Source organism: Vibrio sp. Vb339 (genome assembly GCF_902751245.1).
Lineage (GTDB): Bacteria > Pseudomonadota > Gammaproteobacteria > Enterobacterales > Vibrionaceae > Vibrio > Vibrio coralliirubri.
Genome location: NZ_CADDIS010000001.1, coordinates 775,268 through 796,637 on the forward strand (window position 1 = coordinate 775,268; position 21,370 = coordinate 796,637).

The 21,370-nt window shown below is 45.8% G+C and carries 16 protein-coding genes; 11 read left to right on the forward strand and 5 right to left on the reverse strand.

The genetic code is table 11. The annotated features are described in order from the left end of the window. Positions 1–102: 102 nt before the first annotated feature. Positions 103–1,701 (reverse strand): isocitrate lyase, encoded by a 1,599-nt coding sequence (locus HRQ85_RS03440; protein WP_012600243.1) that lies wholly within the window; start codon positions 1,699–1,701, stop codon positions 103–105. A gap of 141 nt (positions 1,702–1,842) precedes the next feature. Here HRQ85_RS03440 and HRQ85_RS03445 point away from each other — a divergent pair, with 141 nt between their 5' ends. Together HRQ85_RS03445 and HRQ85_RS03450 are read left to right on the forward strand one after the other, a co-directional pair. Beyond that, positions 1,843–2,796, forward strand: a complete 954-nt coding sequence (locus HRQ85_RS03445; protein WP_172378714.1) for a LysR family transcriptional regulator — start codon at positions 1,843–1,845, stop codon at positions 2,794–2,796. A 155-nt stretch (positions 2,797–2,951) separates the two neighbouring features. After that, entirely contained in the window at positions 2,952–5,135 is a 2,184-nt protein-coding gene (locus HRQ85_RS03450) for a malate synthase G (protein ID WP_172378715.1), read from the forward strand. A 209-nt stretch (positions 5,136–5,344) separates the two neighbouring features. Here the strand turns inward: HRQ85_RS03450 and HRQ85_RS03455 are convergent, their stop codons facing one another. Then, positions 5,345–6,772, reverse strand: a complete 1,428-nt coding sequence (locus tag HRQ85_RS03455; protein WP_172378716.1) for an NAD-dependent succinate-semialdehyde dehydrogenase — start codon at positions 6,770–6,772, stop codon at positions 5,345–5,347. A gap of 216 nt (positions 6,773–6,988) precedes the next feature. After that, positions 6,989–7,777 (reverse strand): IclR family transcriptional regulator, encoded by a 789-nt coding sequence (locus HRQ85_RS03460; protein ID WP_017065657.1) that lies wholly within the window; start codon positions 7,775–7,777, stop codon positions 6,989–6,991. Between the two features lie 154 nt (positions 7,778–7,931). Between HRQ85_RS03460 and pta the strand changes: the two genes are divergently transcribed. Continuing rightward, positions 7,932–9,005 carry a phosphate acetyltransferase gene (gene pta / locus HRQ85_RS03465; RefSeq protein WP_172378717.1) on the forward strand — a complete coding sequence of 358 codons (1,074 nt, stop codon included), beginning with the start codon at positions 7,932–7,934 and terminating at the stop codon, positions 9,003–9,005. A gap of 71 nt (positions 9,006–9,076) precedes the next feature. Next, on the forward strand, positions 9,077–9,841 hold the full coding sequence (locus HRQ85_RS03470) for a sulfite exporter TauE/SafE family protein (RefSeq protein WP_172378718.1): 765 nt from the start codon (positions 9,077–9,079) through the stop codon (positions 9,839–9,841). Between the two features lie 84 nt (positions 9,842–9,925). Here HRQ85_RS03470 and HRQ85_RS03475 read toward each other — a convergent pair whose 3' ends face one another. Next, positions 9,926–11,644, reverse strand: a complete 1,719-nt coding sequence (locus HRQ85_RS03475; protein WP_172378719.1) for a cobaltochelatase CobT-related protein — start codon at positions 11,642–11,644, stop codon at positions 9,926–9,928. Positions 11,645–11,647: 3 nt separating this feature from the next. Then, positions 11,648–12,631, reverse strand: coding sequence for an AAA family ATPase (locus HRQ85_RS03480; RefSeq protein ID WP_172378720.1), 984 nt, complete (start codon positions 12,629–12,631; stop codon positions 11,648–11,650). 262 nt (positions 12,632–12,893) lie between these two features. Between HRQ85_RS03480 and xsc the strand changes: the two genes are divergently transcribed. From xsc to HRQ85_RS03515, 7 genes are all read left to right on the forward strand, one after another. After that, entirely contained in the window at positions 12,894–14,705 is a 1,812-nt protein-coding gene (gene xsc / locus HRQ85_RS03485) for a sulfoacetaldehyde acetyltransferase (RefSeq protein ID WP_017057935.1), read from the forward strand. 429 nt (positions 14,706–15,134) lie between these two features. Continuing rightward, on the forward strand, positions 15,135–15,941 hold the full coding sequence (locus HRQ85_RS03490) for an FRG domain-containing protein (RefSeq protein WP_172378721.1): 807 nt from the start codon (positions 15,135–15,137) through the stop codon (positions 15,939–15,941). Positions 15,942–16,203: 262 nt separating this feature from the next. After that, complete coding sequence (locus HRQ85_RS03495; RefSeq protein WP_017633372.1) at positions 16,204–16,641, forward strand: nuclear transport factor 2 family protein; 438 nt, start codon at positions 16,204–16,206, stop codon at positions 16,639–16,641. Between the two features lie 48 nt (positions 16,642–16,689). Beyond that, positions 16,690–18,156, forward strand: coding sequence for an NAD(P)/FAD-dependent oxidoreductase (locus HRQ85_RS03500; protein WP_172378722.1), 1,467 nt, complete (start codon positions 16,690–16,692; stop codon positions 18,154–18,156). Positions 18,157–18,276: 120 nt separating this feature from the next. After that, positions 18,277–19,278: a TRAP transporter substrate-binding protein gene (locus HRQ85_RS03505; RefSeq protein ID WP_172378723.1), complete on the forward strand. Its 1,002-nt coding sequence runs from the start codon at positions 18,277–18,279 to the stop codon at positions 19,276–19,278. A gap of 164 nt (positions 19,279–19,442) precedes the next feature. Continuing rightward, entirely contained in the window at positions 19,443–19,985 is a 543-nt protein-coding gene (locus HRQ85_RS03510; RefSeq protein ID WP_017097758.1) for a TRAP transporter small permease, read from the forward strand. A gap of 37 nt (positions 19,986–20,022) precedes the next feature. Beyond that, entirely contained in the window at positions 20,023–21,363 is a 1,341-nt protein-coding gene (locus HRQ85_RS03515; RefSeq protein WP_017057942.1) for a TRAP transporter large permease, read from the forward strand. Positions 21,364–21,370: the final 7 nt, after the last annotated feature.

A 21,370-nucleotide genomic window follows, 5' to 3' on the forward strand; every position in this document is an offset into this window, starting at 1 on the left:
AGCCTTCCCCCGGATCTTACCTAAGTAAGAGAGAAGGGCGGGGGAGGCTTTAGCGTTAGCGATTAATCAAAAATTTTAGCGGTTAATCAAAAGCGTTAGCGATTAATCAAATTGGTTCGATGTATTCGCTTCACCTGCAGCTTTTAGTGCGTTTTCACCAGCAAAGTACTCTTTGTGGTCATCACCCATATCTGAACCAGACATGTTTTGGTGTTTAACACATGCGATGCCTTGGCGGATTTCTTTACGTTGAACATTCGCAACATAACCCAACATGCCTTGGTCGCCGAAGTACTCTTTCGCTAGGTTGTCAGTAGACAGCGCAGCAGTGTGGTAAGTCGGTAGCGTAATCAAGTGGTGGAAAATACCCGCTTCACGTGATGCGTCTGCTTGGAATGTACGGATCTTCTCGTCAGCGCTTGCAGACAGTTCAGTTTCATCGTATTCCGCGCTCATTAGGCTTGCACGGTCGTAAGCTGAAACATCTTTACCTTCTGCTACCATCGCATCGTAAGCTTGCTGACGGAAGTTTAGCGTCCAGTTGAATGATGGAGAGTTGTTGTAAACCAGTTTCGCATTAGGGTGAACTTCACGTACGCCGTCCATCATCTCTTTGATTTGACCGATGTGTGGCTTCTCAGTCTCAATCCAAAGTAGGTCAGCACCTGCATTGATAGCTTCGATACAGTCAAATACACAACGATCTTCACCAGTACCTTGGCGGAATTGGTATAAGCCTGAAGGTAGACGCTTAGGTCGAACTAGCTTGCCGTCACGATTGAAACAAACATCGCCTTCAGCCATATCTGCAACATCAATCTCTTCAACATCTAGGTAAGAGTTGTAGATGTCACCTTGATCGCCCGGCTCTTTCACTACCGCGATTTCTTTTGTTAGACCAGCACCTTGAGAATCGGTACGAGCAACGATGATGCCGTTGTCGATGCCTAGCTCTAGGAAAGCGTAACGAAGCGCACGAAGTTTTGCGTGGAAGTCAGCGTGTGGAACCGTAACTTTGCCATCTTGGTGACCACATTGTTTTTCATCGGCTACTTGGTTTTCGATTTGTAGACAACAAGCTCCCGCTTCAATCATCTGCTTAGCCATTAGGTAAGTCGCTTCTGCGTTACCGAAACCAGCATCGATATCGGCAATGATTGGCACTACGTGTGTCACGTGGTTGTCGATTTTGTCTTGGATACGGTCTTGTAGGTTCACATCGCCCGCTTCACGCGCAGCGTCTAGCTCACGGAATAAACCACCCAGTTCACGAGCATCGGCTTGGCGTAGGAAGGTGTATAGTTCTTCTACTAGGCCAGCAACCGATGTTTTCTCATGCATAGATTGGTCTGGAAGTGGACCAAAATCAGAGCGAAGTGCAGCAACCATCCAACCAGAAAGGTATAGGTAACGACGGTCAGTCTTGCCATCAAAGTGCTTCTTAATAGAAATCAGCTTTTGTTGGCCGATGAAACCATGCCAGCAACCCAGAGATTGAGTGTATTGAGAGCTGTCTTCGTCGTAAGCCGCCATGTCTGCACGCATGATATCTGCCGTGTATTGCGCAATATCCAGACCTGTTTTGAATTTGTTTTGAGCTCGCATACGAGCAGCAGATTCAGGGTTAATTGCATCCCATGGAGCACCAGCAGCGCTTTTTGCAACTTCAATCATTTCGATATCTTGTGTAATTTGCGACATAACTATTCCTTAGTTTCACGTGGACATGTTGGCCAATTTGGCGAGGTCATTTGATTTGGATTAAATCTAACCATGGACAAATAATAATCATGTATGTGATAATTTTGTTAATTTATAGTTATTATATTCGGTATTTTTCTTATGAATATTGCTCGTATAGACCTTAATTTACTTGTGTATTTAGACATGTTGCTACGTGAGAGAAACGTTACACGAGCAGCAAATCAATTGGGTATTACTCAGCCAGCGATGAGTAATGGCCTTCGCCGATTGCGTGATCTGTTTGAAGACCCGCTATTAGTAAGAACAAGTGAAGGGATGATACCGACCGAACGCGCGCATAAGTTGCAGCCACTGATTCGAAACATCTTGGCGAATGTAGAGAAGACACTGCAACCGACCACAGAGTTTAATGCAGAAGACAGTGAACGCGTGTTTCGTATCATGGCGAGTGACTATGCAGAGTCGACCATTATTCAACCTCTTCTGAAAAGGCTAAGTGAGATCGCACCGAAAATACGACTGGATATCATGACGCCAAGTGACGTGAGTTATCAGGATGTAGAGCAAGGTACCGTTGATATAATTATCAACCGATTTGACGATATTCCTCAGTCGTTTCACCAGATGAGCCTTTGGCACGACGGGTTTTCTTGCCTCTTTAGTTGTGACAACACGATAGCCGACAACTTCGATATTTTGTCATATCTAAAGGCACAACATATATGGGTGAGTAAGACAGGTATGGGAACGGGAGTGGGGATCAACCCAAGCGAAGCACAAAAGCTGGGTTGGATCGATGAAGCACTAATGCGCATTGGTAAAACCCGTAACATCACGGTGTTTACGCGACACTACTTGTCGGCGATTCTCTTCGCTCAGCAGAAGAACCTGATCCTGACTATTCCTACCAAAGCCGCTCAACTGCAGCGCAACAACCCTAGATTGTTGATCAAGCCTGCGCCATTTGCGATTGAACCCTTTGAGGTGAAGATGGCGTGGAGTCCATTGTTACAAACCAATCCAGACCATCAGTGGATGCGTCGTTTGATTAAAAGTGTCGCTAACGAAATCGAGAGTGGAGTGACGGAATAACATAGTTTGTAGGGTATTTTTTATATGAATATCCAATATAACCGGCATAAATTAGCTAAATTCATGTCCGTTAAGTAAGTTTAAATCAGTAAAGTAAATTTGAGCTAGTCACGAAAATTTATTGAGTAGCCATCAATTAGTTTGAGAGAGATTTTATGAGCAGTCGTATTCAACAGGGAAGCTTGAACATTGATAGCACCCTCTACCAATTAATTAATGAGCAGGTGATTCCTGGAACAGGCATTGTCGCTGAAGACTTTTGGCAATCATTTGCAACCATCCTTGAAGATTTGGCGCCAAAAAATCGCGCATTGCTTATCAAGCGTGAAGATCTTCAACATCAAATTGACGTTTGGCACCAAGAGCGTGCCGGGCAAACGCTAGATCCTGTAGAGTACAAACAGTTCTTACAGCAGATCGGTTATTTGGTTCCTGAAGGCGATGACTTTCAAGTGACGACAGCCAGCGTAGAACCTGAGATCGCAACACAAGCAGGGCCGCAGCTTGTGGTGCCAATCATGAACGCACGCTTTGCACTTAACGCAGCCAATGCGCGTTGGGGCAGTCTATATGATGCGCTCTACGGAACGGACGTGATCAGTGAAAGTGATGGCGCGGAAAAGGGCGGAAGCTTTAACCCTGCTCGTGGCGCTAAAGTAGTGACTTATGCTCGTGAGTTCCTTGATGATGCAGCGCCATTAAACGGTGTCTCTCATAAAGACGTGACCAAATACAGCATCAGTAACGCTAGCATCGGCAATAAGCTCATAGCGACACTCGATAACGGCGAAGAAGTCACTCTCATTGATAGCGACCAGTTCATTGGCTATCAAGGTGACGCAAGTTCCCCTTCGTGCATTCTTCTTAAACACAATAATCTGCACATCGAAATTCAAATTGACCCAAGCGCACCGATTGGTAGCGTTGATGTGGCGGGTATTAAAGATGTGTTGGTCGAAGCTGCCCTAACAACCATTATGGATTGCGAAGACTCGGTTGCTGCAGTTGATGGTGAAGACAAAGCATTGGCTTACCGTAACTGGTTAGGCTTGATGAAAGGTGATCTGCAAGAATCACTAGAGAAAAACGGCAAAACTATTGTTCGTAACCTTAATCCCGATCGCCAATACACCAGCGTGACGGGTGGTGAGATTTCACTAAAAGGCCGCAGCATGTTGTTCATCCGTAATGTCGGCCACTTGATGACTAACCCTGCGATTATTGATGCCGAAGGTAATGAAGTGCCTGAAGGCATTATGGATGGCATGATCACTTCGTTAATTGCGATGCATGATTTAAAAGGCAACAGCGCGTACCAAAACTCGACTGCGAACAGTATCAACATCGTAAAACCTAAGATGCATGGCCCTGAAGAAGTCGCCTTTACTAATGAATTGTTTGGCCGTATTGAAGATGCATTAGGGCTAGATCGATTCACGATAAAAGTCGGCATCATGGACGAAGAGCGTCGTACTTCGGTTAACCTTAAACAATGTATTCGTGCAGCTAAAGATCGTGTTGTGTTTATCAACACAGGTTTCTTAGACCGAACGGGTGATGAGATTCACACCAGTATGGAAGCGGGGCCTTTTGCTCCTAAAACACAGCTGAAAACCATGACTTGGATTGGCGCATACGAAGATCAAAACGTTGATCTTGGCTTAGCTTGTGGCCTGCAAGGTAAAGCCCAGATTGGTAAAGGTATGTGGCCAGAGCCAGACAACATGGCGAAGATGATGGATGCGAAAATCGGACATCCACAAGCGGGTGCTAATACTGCTTGGGTTCCTTCTCCAACCGCCGCGACTTTGCACGCGCTGCACTATCACAAGGTGAGTGTACCAAGCCGTCAGAAAGAGCTTCGTGAGCGAGTGAGAGCCAATGTTGATGATATTCTTACTATCCCGCTACTGGGCGATCAAAAGCTTACCGCGCAAGATATTCAAAGTGAATTGGATAACAACACCCAAGGTATTTTGGGTTACGTAGTTCGTTGGGTTGACCAAGGCGTTGGTTGTTCGAAGGTACCAGATATTAACGATGTCGGCTTGATGGAAGACCGCGCGACGCTGCGTATTTCAAGCCAACATATTGCGAACTGGTTACGTCACGGCATTTGCGAGGAAGCTCAGGTAATGAAAACCATGAAGCGTATGGCCGCAGTGGTGGATGAGCAAAACGCTGGTGACCCGAATTACCGTAACATGGCGCCTGACTTTGAAAACAGCATTGCATTTTCAGCGGCGTGTCAGTTGGTATTTGAAGGCTGTGCTCAGCCGAGCGGTTACACCGAGCCAGTACTGCACGCGATGCGTCTAAAACTGAAAGCGCAGGAATAGCGAAGCAACCGAATAACAAAAACAGAGAATGTAAAATACTAAAAAAAGAAACCCCTTTAACCGAGCCCAAGGTGCCGCGCTTTTATAGCGCGGCTTTTTTTTGATTTATTTTTGTGGCGGGAAGGGGGGAGAATGGGGCAGGTTAATGCTCACTAAGACTCAATTATTTCCAAAACCTAATCACTGCCAGAACTTAGCTACTACCAACCTTATTTTCCGCCAAAGCAAAGATACTTAATGTCCATGTACTCATCGATGCCTTCTTTCGCACCTTCACGGCCAATACCTGATTGTTTTACACCACCAAAAGGTGCGACTTCGGTTGAGATTAGACCATCATTAATGCCGACCATACCGTACTCAAGCGCTTCTGCAATGTTCCACACTCGGTGGATGTTCTGACTGTAGAAGTAAGACGCCAAACCATAAATCGTATCGTTGGCCATCTCGATAAGCTCTTCGTCCGTGTCGAATTTCATCACAGGCGCAACTGGGCCAAAGATCTCTTGTTGAACGATGTCCATGCTGTGTTTTACATCTTTAAGAACAACTGGCTGAATGAAAAGCCCATTAAGCTCCTTAGTTGGCGTGACAGGCGCAGCACCTTGTTCAATCGCTCGGTTTATCAAAGCTTGGATGTTGTTCTTCGCATTAAGGCTGACAACAGGTCCAATCGTGACACCCTCATCTAAACCGTTACCAATCTTAAGCTGCTGAACCGCTTGATCGAATTTAGCCACAAACTCATCGTACACTTTACTGTGAACGTAGAATCGGTTTGCACAGACACATGTTTGACCTGCATTACGGAACTTCGACGCCATTGCGCCTTGAACGGCAGCGTCGATGTCAGCATCGTCAAACACAATAAAAGGTGCATTGCCACCGAGCTCCATAGAGGTACGCTTGATACCTTTTGCCGCTTGAGCCATCAAAATACTGCCCACACGGGTCGACCCAGTGAAAGAGATTTTTTTGATCAACGGATGCGAAGTGAATAGATTGCCCACTTGTTCCGGGCTTTCACCAAGAACGACTTGAAGTAGATCCTTAGGGATACCCGCTTGATAAGCCAATTCAACCACAGCAAACGCAGAAAGCGGTGTCTCATCCGAAGGTTTCACGACAAAGCTACAACCCGCAGCTAAGGCAGGAGCTGCTTTACGAGTGATCATTGCAATCGGGAAGTTCCATGGCGTAATCGCACACGCCACTCCGATCGGTTGCTTGATGGTCACCAAGCGTTTGCCAGCGACTGTGCTAGGAATGGAATCACCATAAGTGCGCTTCGCTTCTTCTGCAAACCACTCAATGAAGCTCGCGCCATACATCACTTCGCCCGTAGCTTCTGCTAACGGCTTGCCTTGTTCCATTGTCATGATTCGAGCAAGGTCATTCTTGTTTTCGAGGATCAACTGGTGCCAGCGATGAAGTAGTGCAGCACGAGATTTAGCAGGGATTTTTGCCCATTCTTTTTGCGCTACATGAGCTCGTTCAATCGCGCTCGATAACTCTGTTTCTGATGATACCGGTGCGTGCCCGATGAGTTCACCCGTTGCTGGGTTTGTGACTGCAACTGCGTTGTTCGCTTCTGTCACCATAAAAGAGAGTAAGTGCTGGTTATCAATGTTTAGCATCGTGATTCCTTTGTCGTGATTACTTTAGACGTGTTGCTGATGTGCGGGTTGGCGAGTGTTCAGATCACTTCGACCAAATGTTGATTAGTCGCAGATTGTGGTCGTTAATTCGATAGTTTTGAAGCCCTTGTTTGCGCAAGCATTGTTTACCAAAGTAGGGCTTTCGAAATCCATGATCAGCTAAGTCATGGACTTCGAGATTCTCTAAGAAAGTGCTTACTGCTGACTCCAATTATCAGCTTCGATCTTCGCTAGCGCTTTTGCTGCCTTTTGAAGTGCGGGCAAGAATTTTATTGCTTCATCTGGTTTCACTCGAATCACAGGTGCTTGTATCGCGAGGCCTAGGTTTGATTGACCTGTTGGTGAGGGTATCAGCACAGCGATACAGACTAAGCCTGGTAAAAACTCTTCGTCATCAATAGCAAAACCTTGGATTTTCGCTTCTTCAATGTCTTTCTCTAGAGTCGAATAGTCGGTAATCGTGTTTACTGTGTATTGAGTCAGCGGCACATTTTCAATTAATCGTCTGCGCTGCGACTTAGACATGTGTGCTAAAAACAGTTTGCCGGTAGCCGAGCAGTGCACGGGAACGCGAGAGCCGGGGTGCAGGTGAAAGCGAAGGGGAGCTTCAGTTTCTGCACGGTCGAGATAGATGATTTCACCACTTGAAAGAGCCGTCAGGTTACAGCTCTCACCGACTTCTGCCCTTAGATTTTCAAGGATGGTGCGTCGGGCGCTGTGCATGGTGCTATTCAAAAGTAGGTTTTCGGCAAGTTTTCTGAGTCGAATGCCTGAGCTGTAGTGCTTTTCGTCGCCGTCTCGTTGAATGATGCCCGCCGCTTCTAATTGCTGAAGCATTCGGTGCAGCGTGGGTTTTGGCAATCCAGTCTCTTCGACTAAACCTTGCAGAGAAATAAACTCGTCTTTTTGCGCTATCACCTCTAATAGTGCAAAAAGTCGGAGGGTCGGTGTATCCCCTTGAACTTGCGGTGTTTCTGTTTGCATACAGTGATTCATCCTTGCGATATGTCTATGCCTAAGAGTGTACATACCAATTCATTATTCTTCAATTATCTGAATAAAGTTTGACCTTTTTTATTATTCCAATAATATAAATATAAATTATGGAACAATTAATCTCAATAAATGGAATTTTAAGATGAAGGCGATTGAACGGATTATTGATAAAGCTCATTTAGATCGTAAGCGTGTTGTTTTGAGTGAAGGGGAGGACCCGCGAGTGCTAGCTGCTGCAAGAATGGCAATCGACAAACAGCTCGCTCACATCACACTTGTGGGCGATGAATCGGCGATCATCGCTGCTGCAGAACTTCACCACATTAACCTCGCTGGCATTCATATTGTTTCTCCCCAGGCGTCGTCACTCAAAGAGGTGCTCGCTGAGCGGCTGTATACATTAAGAAAAGCCAAAGGTATGACTTATGATGACGCTCTAGAGTTGGTTCAAGACCCACTTGTTTTTGCCAATTTGATGGTCAGAGAAGGGCTGGTCGACGGCACAGTTAATGGCGCGGTTTATACCACTTCTGATGTGGTGCGAGCTGCGCTGCAGATTATCGGCCCTGCACCGGACAGCGAATTGGTGTCGAGTTTCTTCTTGATGATGCTGTGTGAGCCTTTCCATAATCTTAAAGGCGGTATGATTTTCAGCGATTGTGGTTTAGTGATTAACCCCAATGAAACCGAGCTGGCATCGATTGCTGTGGCTGCATCAAACAGCGCTCAAACGCTACTGATGGAAGAGCCTAAGGTAGCGATGCTGTCGTTTTCGACCAACGGCAGTGCCAAACACGAATCGGTCGATAAGGTTCGTAATGCCGCTCAACTCGTGAAACAACGTTGTCCCGGAATCGCCGTCGATCAAGATGTCCAACTTGATGCGGCGATTGTCACTGAAATAGCGGCGAAAAAGTTGCCTGATTCAGAGGTGAAAGGTCAATCTAACGTGTTGATATTTCCTAACTTAGAAGCGGGGAATATAGGTTATAAGCTTGCGGAAAGGCTAGGTGGGGCAGTTGCGATTGGCCCGTTGCTGCAAGGGCTGAATCAACCAGCGAATGACCTGTCCAGAGGCTGTAGTGCCGAAGATATCTTTAATGTCATTGCCGTTACCGCGGTGCAAGCGCAACAAGGGAAAACACAAAAATCAGCGGTTGATGCAGAAACTGATGTTGTAGAGAGCCAAGAGTCGGAGTTTGAATTCCGGTATTAACACTCGTTGCTTAAACTAATGCTGAATCTTGCACTCATATTTACCCCCAAACAACCTAATTAGGATAGCTAATGGAGTTACCTGTTTTACTCGCCATTCTTGCCACCATTGCGGTAGGTACTTATTTCCAAACTGTCACTGGATTTGGTCTCGGTATCATCGTGATTGGGTTAACGGTCAGCCTTAATTTGGTATCCCTACCCGTTATTGCCGCTGTGGTCAGTATTGTGACCTTGTTCAATTGCTTGGTGGCGTTGATGGGTAAGCCACTGCTTGGGGAACTCAAGATTCTGGTGGTGTTAGTCATCGGCATTATTCCCGGCGTATCGATGGGCGTGTACTTGCTGGACGCGTTGAGCGAGTCAGCAACCCAAATCCTACGGGGACTATTGGGTGCCATGGTGTTGTTCGCAGGCTTGAGCTTTATGTTCAAACCTAAAACCAGAACGGTCCGTTCGGCAACCGTATCTTTCCTTGTCTCAGGATTTAGCTCTGGGTTAGCGGGTGGGTTGTTTGGGATGGCAGGTCCACCGATTGTTTATCATCTCTATCGGCAACCTTTTACGCTCGATCTGGTGCGAAGCACACTGCTGATGGTGTTCGCTTGTACGTCGATGTCCCGTACGGTCAATGTCTATGCGGCAGGCGACATGGAACAGAGCATACTGTGGTTATCTGCTATCGCTGTTCCTTTGGTGGCACTTGTCACAATGTTTGCTCGACGTTTTCCACCACCGTTGTCCAATGATCAATTCAGAAAGCTAGTGTTTACGGTGTTAATGCTGATAGGCGGATATTTGATGGCTGTCTCTGCATGGTCTTTGTTTGCAGCTTAGAACGTCTTCTTTATCAAAGTCACCTTTGAAGGAGGAGGGCTTGATTCTCGTTTAATGTTTGATGACACCCTCCTCACTGACACGTCAGCGCTTTAGCATCTCAAAGATGTTTCTACATAGCCCAAACAAGCAGCTCTCTTGTACGTCCAAGGTAATGTTGTTGCGGTAATATGGGCTCAAATCCACGCCCATCCCCACGCCATGAATCTCAATACCGTTTTTGGTCGACTCACGTTCAATCACTTGTTTTAGGTGGTTGTCCAAATAGAACTGATCGTTGGCAGTGCTGGTGGCAGTATCCATTGGGCAGCCGTCTGAGAACACAATCAAAACCTTTCGCTGGGCGGTGTGCTGCTGCAATCGATGGCTAGCGAACTGAACCGCTTCGCCATCAATCCCTTCTTTAAAGATGTCGGCTTTACGAAGACTCGCAATGCCAAGGCGAGCGCGTCTCCAATGCGTATCAAAATCCTTGAATACAATATGACGAACTTCGTTTAAGCGGCCTGGGTGCTTTGGTTGACCTTGTTTAAGCCACTGCCGATAAACCTTGCCACCGTTCCAGTTATTGGTCGTAAAGCCAATAATCTCGAAAGGGATGTTTGCCAGTCCAACAGATTTGAGAATGGTATCCATCAACAAACTTAACTTGTGACTGTGTTTTTGCATTGAACCTGAACAATCCATCAAAAAAGTAATGGCACATTGATGAGATGCACCGATGTCAGGCTGATAAAAGACCGTGCGATCCAATGGCGAAGTGATGAGCTTGGTGATGGTAGTGGCATTAACAATGCCTTCTTCTAAATGGTCCTGACGTCGGTTCCTCTGTGGCGTGGCGACAAAGCTGGTGAGCATAGCGGCTAAACGGCGAGTGTTTACTTGTCTCGCCATGATGTCATCGGTGAGCTTTTGTCTCAGTTCGAGTAATAGGGCGCGCCTGACGAGTTTGTCTGCGGCGATGACTTGATCAAACTCCGAATTAAAGACCTGATAATTGGCGCCCGACAGTTCAAACACCTTACTACTGCCCGTGATGTCGGTATCGACGTCTTGATCTTGAATGTCGCCATCAACAATCAAGGCAAGCTGTGCAAGGATCTTAATGTCTTCTTCGACCGTTGGCGTGGGCGAGTTATCACTTTCTTGCTCTTGGTTGATGAGCTCTTGTGCAAGGGCTGCTAACTCATTGGCGCAGTGAGCAAACTGTTGTTGGTCGGTTCTATGTTGCTTCAAGAGCTTCAGGCAATGCCCAAAAGTAGGCACGATACCGGCGCGAGTCGATTCAATGGTCTCAGCGATAGGCTCAGACACCGGAACGCCAGTTAAACGGGTGTGGATGACTTGCATCAGTGTAAACAGCAAGAGGCCTATTCGTGATTCGGTAAAGCCATTTTGATGATATTGGTCGCTCCAATACGCAAAGTTAAATTGGATACTGGTGGTCACGCCTTTTAGATAAGGCGGGACTTGAGATTCAATTCGGACCTGTTCACAGAAGTCGTAAAGCAGACGTTCGACTTCGTTTTTCGGTCGTAATGAATAGTGAAGATCAGCATTTGAAAGTAATAGTCGCAGTGCCGATGAATCGATCTTACCTTGCATCGATAGCTTGTTTTTTTTCAGCTCATGACGAGACACAAAGGTGAGATCGTTGGTGTGAGCAGACTGGTAATAACAGGGGCTATTGCCTTTATAGAGTCGTTCTCCCCGATAGTTCAGATCGAGTTCACCACTGATTGCTCTGGCGACAGACACACCAATATCGAGGATCTTTTTCTGCTGAGAAGAAACATTGGCCATGGTTTACGACTCCAAGTGCGAATAGTTTTGAGTAGGCGTTTCTAAATCTTCACCAAAGCAACGGAAATAATATTCGCTAACCAGTTCTTTTTCTTCGTCTTCACAGCGATTCAAGAATGACAACCTAAATGCGGTGGCTACATCGTCGAATATTTGGATGTTTTCGGCCCAAGTAAGCACCGTTCGTGGAGACATCACCGTTGAAAGGTCGCCAGCCCGAAACCCGTTACGCGTTAATCCTGCCGTTGCGATCATTTTCTCAACCAGTTGTCGGCCACTTTCATTATTCAGCTCTGGAAGCTTGGATAACACGATCTTAGTTTCATGCTGTGGATCTAAATAGTTAAGCGTGGCGATGATGTTCCATCTATCTAACTGACTGTGGTTAAGCACTTGAGTGCCAGAATACAATCCTGAGAAGTTACCCAAGCCTAGCGTGTTGCAGGTAGCAAACAGGCGGAAAGAAGGGTGAGGAGTGATCACTCGGTTTTGTTCTAAAGAGGTGTATTTTCCGTCTTGCTCTAATAGCTGCTGAATCACAAACATCACGTCAGGGCGACCAGCGTCGTACTCATCTAACACTAATGCGATGGGTTGTTGAATGCTCTGAGGAAGAATGCCTTCTTTAAACTCAGTCACCTGCATACCGTCTTTAATGACGATGCTGTCTTTACCTATGAAATCCAAGCGACTTAAGTGTCCGTCTAGGTTGATCCTCAAGCATGGCCAGTTCAATCTCGCGGCAATTTGCTCAATGTGAGATGACTTGCCCGTCCCATGTGTTCCTTGAATCAGTGTGCGACGATTGGAGGTGAACCCCGCCAATATAGCCAGCGTCACTTCGGGGTCAAAACAGTAATTAGGGTCGACTTTCGGCACATATTCGCCCGCATGTTCAAATGCCATCACGGTTAGATTGTTGTCGATCCCAAAGCGTTCTCTCACACTTACTGGTTGCGTTGGTATCAATTCCGCCTCTTTCATCATATTTCCCTCTATATAGCTCATCACTTGTCGCTGCTATCGCGATATGACATCGATTATTAACAGCTCCTCTTAAGTTAATGGCACTTTTTGTACGAAAAACTACCAATAATGTGATCCGGTTTTATTAATTAGAATGAATTGTTCCAATTTAATATAAAAAGTTGACGCGCAAAAATTCTACTACTAAGGTGAAAGTGAATTCGAAAAAGAGACAATTCATTCCGAAAAATGAAATTTTGGTTAACTCAAGGAGAATGGAAGAATGAGTGAGCAAGAAAAACGTACGGTTGTTTCCGGCACAGTAACAATGACACCATCAGAAGCGTTCGTTGAAACTATGGTTGCTAATGATGTTACCGACATGTTCGGCATCATGGGGTCAGCATTTATGGACGCAATGGATATCTTTGCTCCTGCTGGCATTCGATTGGTCCCAGTGGTACACGAGCAAGGTGCTGCTCACATGGCAGATGGTTACTCTCGTGTATCTGGTCGCCATGGCGTGGTTATCGGGCAGAATGGCCCAGGTATTAGTAACTGTGTAACTGCGATTGCAGCTGCATTCTGGGCACACAGCCCAGTCGTGATTGTGACGCCAGAGACTGGTACTAAAACAATGGGCTTAGGTGGTTTCCAAGAGTGTAACCAACTTCCAATGTTCCAAGAGTTTACTAAGTATCAAGGACACGTAACACACCCAGACCGTATGGCGGAATACACGGGTCGATGTTTTGACCGCGCGATGAGCGAAATGGGTCCGACTCAACTGAATATTCCTCGTGACTACTTCTATGGTGAAACTCAAACCGAGATCCCTAAACCTGCGCGTTTAGACCGTGGTCCGGGTGGCGAGAAATCTCTGAATGAAGCGGCAGACCTGATTGCTGAAGCGAAATTCCCAGTCATCATCTCTGGTGGCGGCGTGGTTATGGCTGATGCCGTTCAAGAGTGTGCAGCATTAGCAGAAAGACTAGGTGCACCTGTAGTGAACAGCTACCTGCACAATGACTCTTTCCCTGCTAGTCACCCATTATGGTGTGGTCCTTTAGGCTACCAAGGTTCGAAAGCAGCAATGAAACTGATGGCTCAAGCAGATGTGGTTATCGCTTTGGGTACACGTCTTGGTCCATTTGGTACCTTGCCTCAACATGGCATGGACTACTGGCCGAAGAACGCGAAAATCATTCAGATTGATGCAGACAACAAGATGCTAGGTCTGGTTAAGAAGATTTCAGTTGGTATCTGTGGTGATGCAAAAGCAGCAGCGGTTGCTCTATCTGAAAGATTGGAAGGCCGTGCACTGTTGTGTGATGACAATAAAGGCGCTCGCCAAGACACCGTCGCAACAGAGAAAGCACTTTGGGAAAAAGAGCTTGATGAGTGGACTCACGAACGTGACTCTTTCAGCTTGGATATGATTGAAGAAAACTCTCACGAGACTCCGTTCTCTGGTGGTGAATACCTACACCCGCGCCAAGTATTGCGTGAGCTAGAAAAAGCGATGCCTGAAGACGTAATGGTCTCGACGGATATCGGTAACATCAACTCGGTGGCGAACAGCTACTTACGCTTTGAAAAACCACGTAGCTTCTTTGCTGCAATGAGTTTTGGTAACTGTGGTTACGCGTTCCCGACCATCATTGGTGCGAAAGCAGCGGCACCTCATCGTCCAGCTATCTCTTATGCAGGCGACGGTGCGTGGGGCATGAGCCTGATGGAAACCATGACATGTGTTCGTCATAACATTCCTGTGACAGCCGTGGTATTCCACAACCGTCAATGGGGTGCTGAGAAGAAGAACCAAGTCGACTTCTACAACCGACGCTTTGTTGCCGGCGAGCTGGATAACCAAAGCTTTGCAGAGATTGCACGAGCTATGGGCGCTGAAGGTATCACGGTTGATAAGCTAGAAGATGTAGGTCCAACTCTGCAAAAAGCCATCGACATGCAAATGAACGAAGGCAAAACAACCATCATTGAAATCATGTGTACTCAGGAATTGGGCGACCCGTTCCGCCGAGATGCACTATCAACGCCGGTTCGTTTCCTAGATAAATACAAAGATTACGTATAAGTCATAGGAAGTTTGTCCGGCCAAAGTAGTCTCGTGAATGCTAGATAAAGAGTTATCGAGAATGTGGTCGGGCAAACAAATTAAGCTCTAACACTAGCCATTAATTCTAAATTAGATGATGAAACAGAATGGCTCAGCGACCGAGTGGTTTTCAAAGATTCTTAATAGTGCTGTTATCTAAGTATTGGGTCATATATTTCTATTATTTCGCTCTAAATATTAGAGCCCTAATGAAATAACCAAGATGAATCGGTGCTCGGTTTCAGTGATAGAGGCTTATCAATAATTATTATGAGTTACTTATAAATAGTAATTACCGATAAGCCGATAGAGTTATTAGACTTTAGTCTGTGTATTTTATTACATGTCAGTTTTTAACGAGTAAATTTAAATTTAGTTATTTATATTGTCGAGTAGTCGGAACCAAATATGAACAATAAATATTATATCAGCACGCTCGAAGAACTGTATAAAATAATTGATTCATTGATGAATGAATGCAGTGACCAACGTGGTTTGATGTATAACGTGTGTGATTATGAAAATAATAATCTAATGCCAAGTTTAGGCCGTTCCAATCGTAAGAACATACGCCGTGTCGAACAAGAGTTGCTTTCAACAGTGAGAGTTTACGGTGGTCACTCGCTGAGTTCTAACGACATAAATGACTGGTTATTGATGTGTTTAGCCAAAAAGCAGGGCTTTCCCACCCGTTTACTGGAATGGACCGATAACCTGTTAAATGCGCTTTGGTCGGTGTGTCACAGCCAAAGTAAAGACTGCATAAACATAATTAAAGCTATTGATTATCAGCGGGTTAGTGTTTTTAGCTCGCCGTGTTATCTCAACAAAACTCAGATATTTAATGTGGCGGATTGCGATCAGCAAGAGCCACGCAAGGACAAGTGGTATTCCATTCACCCATTTAAGGAAGGTGGCAATGATGCCATTCAGCCTTTGTACGATGAGAAAGAAAATTCAAACGGTCTAGTGTCCGTTCATATTCTTCCATCAGTGAAAGTAAACCTGATAAAGGAGTTAATATCCATGAATGTTTTAAATGAACCGACAGAGTATGTCGAAGAGAAACTGACGGATTTAAAAAACGAAGCACATGCAGATAACAACCAAGTCATAAATAAAGGTGACGGTAATATCGAATTGCAAGTTAATACTCATGATCGTCAACTTGAACAGTATGGTCGAAAGTATCATCAAGACTTTGATTTCGACTAAAGGCTAACATGTTCTAATTTAATTATACATCTTATATCGTGAGTGAAAAGTTGAGTAAATAAAATTAGAACACTAATTAATTTATAAAAAGATGAAATCTGTGAGCTTAGATATTGTTTATAACCTAACTCGAAGTTAGAGTGATGAACCTTGTTATCAATTTGTTAAATTTTCACAGATCTAGTTTAAACACTCTAATAAAAAAGTGGCGCAAAGCTACTGAAATTTAAACCAATAACGAAAACATAAAGGATTCTGGAATATGAATATGCAAACCAATGCAGCGACATTCGTGCTGGAAAACCAAGTCGACACCGCCTTTTTACAGTCTTTTAGTGATGCATGGAATAACCATGATATTGAAGCGCTGATGTCTTTCATGACAGAAGACTGTGTATTCCACACCGTGGCAGGAGAAGGCTTGCTTGGAAACACTATCGAAGGGTACGAAGCGGTTCGAAATAGCTTTGAGTTGGTTTGGCAGAACTTTCCAGATGCGGCTTGGAGCGATCCTGTCCACTTTGTGTGTGGTGACCGTGCGGTGAGTGAATCAACGTTCTCTGCGACTAACCCAGATGGCAGCGTCATCGAAGCTCGCATGGTCGACGTGTTTACCCTGAAAGATGGAAAAATAAGCGTAAAAAATGCCTTCCGTAAAACACGACCTCTTTTGACTCCCAACAATACTCCCAAAAGCTAGACACGAAACCACAACCCGTTCACGTGTTATGACTAGGAGAGTCGAATTATGAGTTTAGTAATGGAACAACCGGCAGCCGATGTGCCGCCAAAGGTGAAAAGCACCCAGGCAAAAGAAAGTACCCAAGCAAAAGATAAATACGATCCAAAATACGATCCACTTAAAGACAAGAACCCAGGCCATGGTAAGGAATACGCCCCGACTTATTGGGTAGATACCGCAGGCGCACCACCTGAAGATGATGGCCCAATCACGTCAGACATGGATGTCGATGTGGCAATAATCGGTTCAGGCTACACAGGCCTAAGTACCGCGATACACCTTGCTGAAATGTACGGCATTAAAGCGACTGTGATTGAAGCTAACCGTATGAGTTGGGGCTGCAGCACCCGAAATGGTGGTCAAGCACAGTGTGCTTCTGGGCGTTTGAAGCGTTCTCAATGGATTGAACGCTGGGGCTTAGAAACAGCGCTAAAAATGCACCGCGAGTGTGTGGATGGCATGGAAACGTTCAAGTCACTGATCAAAGACATCGATTGTGACCCACAACCGGGTGGTCACCTATATGTGGCTCATCGTCCAAAAGTAATGGCAACGCTTGAGAAAGAAGCCAAGTTGCTGCGTGACACGTTCGATTACGATGCGCAGATCTTAGATGCGGAAACTGTAAAGCGTGATTACGTTGGTGACCAAGAAGCGGCAGGCGCGATGCATGAACCCGAAGGGATTGGCATTCATGCTGGAAAACTGGCGTTTGGTTATCTAAGAAAGGCACGAGCACTCGGCGTTAAAGTTCACCCGTCTAGCCCAGTTATGGGTTGGGAAACTCGTGGCGGTGTGCATTACTTGAAAACGCCAGGTGGTGTTGTGAAGGCGCGCTCTGTTGGGGTGTGTACGGGTGGATACACAAGCCAAGGTTTGCATTCCGAGCTTAAGAATCGCTTGTTGCCGGTACTTTCTAATTCGATGGTGACACGTCCGTTAACTCAAGACGAAATCGCGGCGTGTAACTTCAAAACCAATCAAGTGATTACTGATACTCGAATTCTGCGCCACTACTACCGTTTGTTACCAGATAACCGAGTGCAGATTGGTACACGCAGTGCCATCAGTGGCAAGAACGCACCTGAAAAGAAATACGAAGACATGTTGACAGCGGATTTAACCCGAAAATTCCCGTCTCTCGATCAGATCAAAATCGACTACTCATGGTGGGGCTGGGTGGATGTTAGCCACGACATGATGCCGAGAATCTATCAGCCTAATCCAAAGCAATCCATCTTCTACGCGCTGGGTTATGGCGGTAATGGCGTGATGTATTCCGCTCAAGCAGGTAAGCGCCTCGCTCAGTGGATTGCAGGTGAAGGCCACAAGTTGGACTTGCCAATATTTGAATCAAAACTTCCGTTCCCCAACGTGAGGGAAGTGGTGGAATCAGAGATGTTTGCACCGTTTCGCAGAATGGGGCAGCGGTTCCTTTATCAGTGGTATTCGTTAAAGGATGAAAAGCTGTAATAGCGACTCGAACATTGTTTCCAAAATAGGGAAATAGAACTACGACCAGGAAAGTTGTACCAGGTCACCTTGTGAGCAAAGTACAGGCAGGAAGTCTGTATGATAGGAAAGGTTAAGACTATGAAATTTATTAAAAATAAAATTATTGCTGGTGTCACCATTGTAGCAACAGCGGTGCTATCTCATACCGCGGCAGCAGCGAATTTTAAAATGGCTATCGGCGATGCTGCTGGTGGTACGCAGTGGGAATTGGCGACATCGTTTTCTGAACTGATGGAGCAAAAAACAGACGGTAAAGTGAAAATCGATCTGTTCCCGAATGGTCAATTAGGCAATGAGCAAGACACCGTTAACGATGCGGCAATCGGTCTTCTCGACTTCTCTGTATTGGCGATCAACAACGTAACCCCTTTCTCTCCAACTGTTGGTCTATTGACCATGCCTTACGTGATTCAAAGCGCAGAAGAAGCGGTTCTATTGACTCAAGGTCAAGTTGGCCACGACCTCGTCGATAACACGATTCGTGATGCTGGTGTTCGTATCGTTGGTTGGGCTTATTCAGGCTTTAGGGTTTTGACTAACTCGAAAAAGCCAGTCGCTTCGCCAGAGGATCTTAAAGGGCTGGTGATTCGTGTTCCTCGTAACGAAATCATGATTGCTTCTTACCAAGCATGGGGTGTAAACCCAACACCAATGGCGTGGTCTGAGACTTTCACTGGCCTGCAACAAGGTGTGGTAGATGGTCAAGATAACCCTTACATCACAGTCCACGCGATGAAATTCAACGAAGTACAAAAGTACGTGACCAACATTCGCTACATTTTCTCTTTAGAACCTCTAATCGTGAGTGAAACGGTCTTCCAACAACAGACTCCTGAAATGCAAAAGATCATTCTTGAAGCGGGTCAGGAAGCGACAGAGCACAGCTTTACTTATCTAGAAAATACTGAAAACAAAATCCGTGAAGAACTACAAGCGAAAGGCATGGTATTCACCGACCCAGCAGATAACGAGCAAGAGTGGATCAGCAAGGTGACTAAGTCAGTTTGGCCTAAGTTCTACTCAAGCATTGGGGGCAAAGACAAGCTAGACGACGTTCTTGAGTTACTAGGTAGAAAGTAACGATTAGATTCGCCCTATCTGCTGTTCTTCGCTACTTAATCACCTAGCGATAGAACAGTGAGATAGGGCATTTACATGGCTTTACTCGTTGATCTGTTCTGTACCTGATCTTTTTAGGACCGTGAGCGACTGGTTGTCATGTGGAAATCAACATTGGAGGTTATATGTCAGTCGCTAAAACAATTAAAAAGCATCTTAACAACATTGAGGAATATACCTGTTGTCTGTTGCTCGCAAGCTTTGTCCTATTGCTGTTCACACAAATCATTACTCGTCAGTTCTTTGATTACTCCATACCTTGGGGTGATGAAGTGGCGACCTACATGTTCGTTTGGTTTGCTTACTTGGGAGCGGTTGTAGCGGCCAAAATGTCGGCTCATAACCGAGTGAGCTTTCACTTCAAATTCTTTCCGCCAATCGTGCAAACCGTTAGCGAAACCATCGCTGACTTCTTATGGCTCTGCTTCAACGGTTACTTTGTTTACCTCAGTTACGACTTCGTGTTTAACAAAATGAACCTGTTTTGGAAATCTCAAACCACAGGCATCCCGATGAAGTATTTCTACATGATTTTACCTATCGCGTTTTCCCTAATGATGATTCGAATTATCTGGAACAACTACGAGCGTTTATTCAAAGGCGCAACCAACGAAGATCCAGAAGTCAAAGAGCTGCGAAAAATGACGGCACAAAAGTCAGCGCAGTAGTCATCACAGAGAATAGTCGTAATAGAGAGATGTAATAATGGAATCCTATTTAACTCTAATTTTATTTGGTGGCTTTTTAACGCTGTTAATCCTAGGCGCACCAATCACAGTATCACTGGCCGGCGCTTCGATGGCGGCCTATATGTTGCTCGATAAAAATCCCATCGCCTTAGTACAAATCGCGTTTACCTCGGTGGGCAACTTCCCATTAATGGCGCTGCCAGCCTTTGTTCTTGCGGGTGCATTAATGGAGGCGGCGGGTATCTCCAAACGTCTGGTGGATATCGCAGAAAGCTTAGCTGGTCCCGTAACAGGCGGCCTTGGTGCGGCAACAGTAATGGCGTGTCTTTTCTTTGGTGCTATCTCGGGTTCAGGTCCGGCAACCACCGCAGCAGTAGGCATGTTAATGGTGCCTGCGATGGTTAAACGTGATTACGATAAGAGCTACGCTTCGGCCGTAACGGCTGCATCCGGAGGCTTGGGCATTATCATCCCGCCATCCATTCCTTTGGTTATCTTTGGTATCTCGGCAATGGGCTTAATGGCGCCACCAGAAGCCATTGCTCAACACGGCCAGTTTGCTTCCTTATCGATTCCAAAACTGTTTGTCGCTGGGGTTGTGCCGGGTTTCATTATGGCGTCGACACTAGTAGTCACTAACTATTTTATTGCTAAGCGTGAAGGCTATAAAGGGCTGACCGAAACCTGGTCATTTGGGGATGTAAGGCATTACTTGCGTCGAGGTTTATGGTCGATACTGGCGCCATTCTTGATTCTTGGTGGTATCTACAGCGGTATGTTCACACCAACAGAGTCTGCGGTTGTAGCGATATTCTACTCGTTGTTTGTTGGGCTTTTCATTCACCGCGAACTGTCGTTTAAAAGTGTGATGAAATCGCTATCGACCACCACATGGATCACCGGACGTGTGTTATTGATCCTCTTTGCCGCTACTGTATTTGGTCGTCTATTGATTGAACAAAAAATCCCAGTTGTTGTGGCGGAATCGCTACTCAGTTTCACCGACAACATGTACATGGTGTGGGCACTAACGATCACCTTGCTGCTGTTCATCGGTATGTTCATGGAAACCTTGGCGGCGATCATGATCATTGTGCCTGTTCTGCTGCCAATCATGTACATGCTGGGCGCCGATCCTACTCACGTTGGTATCGTGGTGGTGTGTACGCTCTCGATAGGTTTTGCTACGCCTCCACTCGGTGAAAATATCTTTGTCGCCTCGGGGATTGGTGGCTCTACGGTCGAGCAGATCACCGCGAAGATCCATCCCTTTGTACTCGCGTCTGTCGTGGGCGTTTTCGTTATCGCTTTCTTCCCACAAATCACGCTTTGGCTACCGTCCCTAGTGGGCTATTAAGAGAAGT

Bases quoted from the DNA above. Each gene is read 5' to 3' on its own strand.
- HRQ85_RS03440 (WP_012600243.1), bottom strand. From the start codon at position 1,701: ATGTCGCAAATTACACAAGATATCGAAATGATTGAAGTTGCAAAAAGC.
- HRQ85_RS03445 (WP_172378714.1), top strand. From the start codon at position 1,843: ATGAATATTGCTCGTATAGACCTTAATTTACTTGTGTATTTAGACATG.
- HRQ85_RS03450 (WP_172378715.1), top strand. From the start codon at position 2,952: ATGAGCAGTCGTATTCAACAGGGAAGCTTGAACATTGATAGCACCCTC.
- HRQ85_RS03455 (WP_172378716.1), bottom strand. From the start codon at position 6,772: ATGCTAAACATTGATAACCAGCACTTACTCTCTTTTATGGTGACAGAA.
- HRQ85_RS03460 (WP_017065657.1), bottom strand. From the start codon at position 7,777: ATGCAAACAGAAACACCGCAAGTTCAAGGGGATACACCGACCCTCCGA.
- pta (WP_172378717.1), top strand. From the start codon at position 7,932: ATGAAGGCGATTGAACGGATTATTGATAAAGCTCATTTAGATCGTAAG.
- HRQ85_RS03470 (WP_172378718.1), top strand. From the start codon at position 9,077: ATGGAGTTACCTGTTTTACTCGCCATTCTTGCCACCATTGCGGTAGGT.
- HRQ85_RS03475 (WP_172378719.1), bottom strand. From the start codon at position 11,644: ATGGCCAATGTTTCTTCTCAGCAGAAAAAGATCCTCGATATTGGTGTG.
- HRQ85_RS03480 (WP_172378720.1), bottom strand. From the start codon at position 12,631: ATGATGAAAGAGGCGGAATTGATACCAACGCAACCAGTAAGTGTGAGA.
- xsc (WP_017057935.1), top strand. From the start codon at position 12,894: ATGAGTGAGCAAGAAAAACGTACGGTTGTTTCCGGCACAGTAACAATG.
- HRQ85_RS03490 (WP_172378721.1), top strand. From the start codon at position 15,135: ATGAACAATAAATATTATATCAGCACGCTCGAAGAACTGTATAAAATA.
- HRQ85_RS03495 (WP_017633372.1), top strand. From the start codon at position 16,204: ATGAATATGCAAACCAATGCAGCGACATTCGTGCTGGAAAACCAAGTC.
- HRQ85_RS03500 (WP_172378722.1), top strand. From the start codon at position 16,690: ATGAGTTTAGTAATGGAACAACCGGCAGCCGATGTGCCGCCAAAGGTG.
- HRQ85_RS03505 (WP_172378723.1), top strand. From the start codon at position 18,277: ATGAAATTTATTAAAAATAAAATTATTGCTGGTGTCACCATTGTAGCA.
- HRQ85_RS03510 (WP_017097758.1), top strand. From the start codon at position 19,443: ATGTCAGTCGCTAAAACAATTAAAAAGCATCTTAACAACATTGAGGAA.
- HRQ85_RS03515 (WP_017057942.1), top strand. From the start codon at position 20,023: ATGGAATCCTATTTAACTCTAATTTTATTTGGTGGCTTTTTAACGCTG.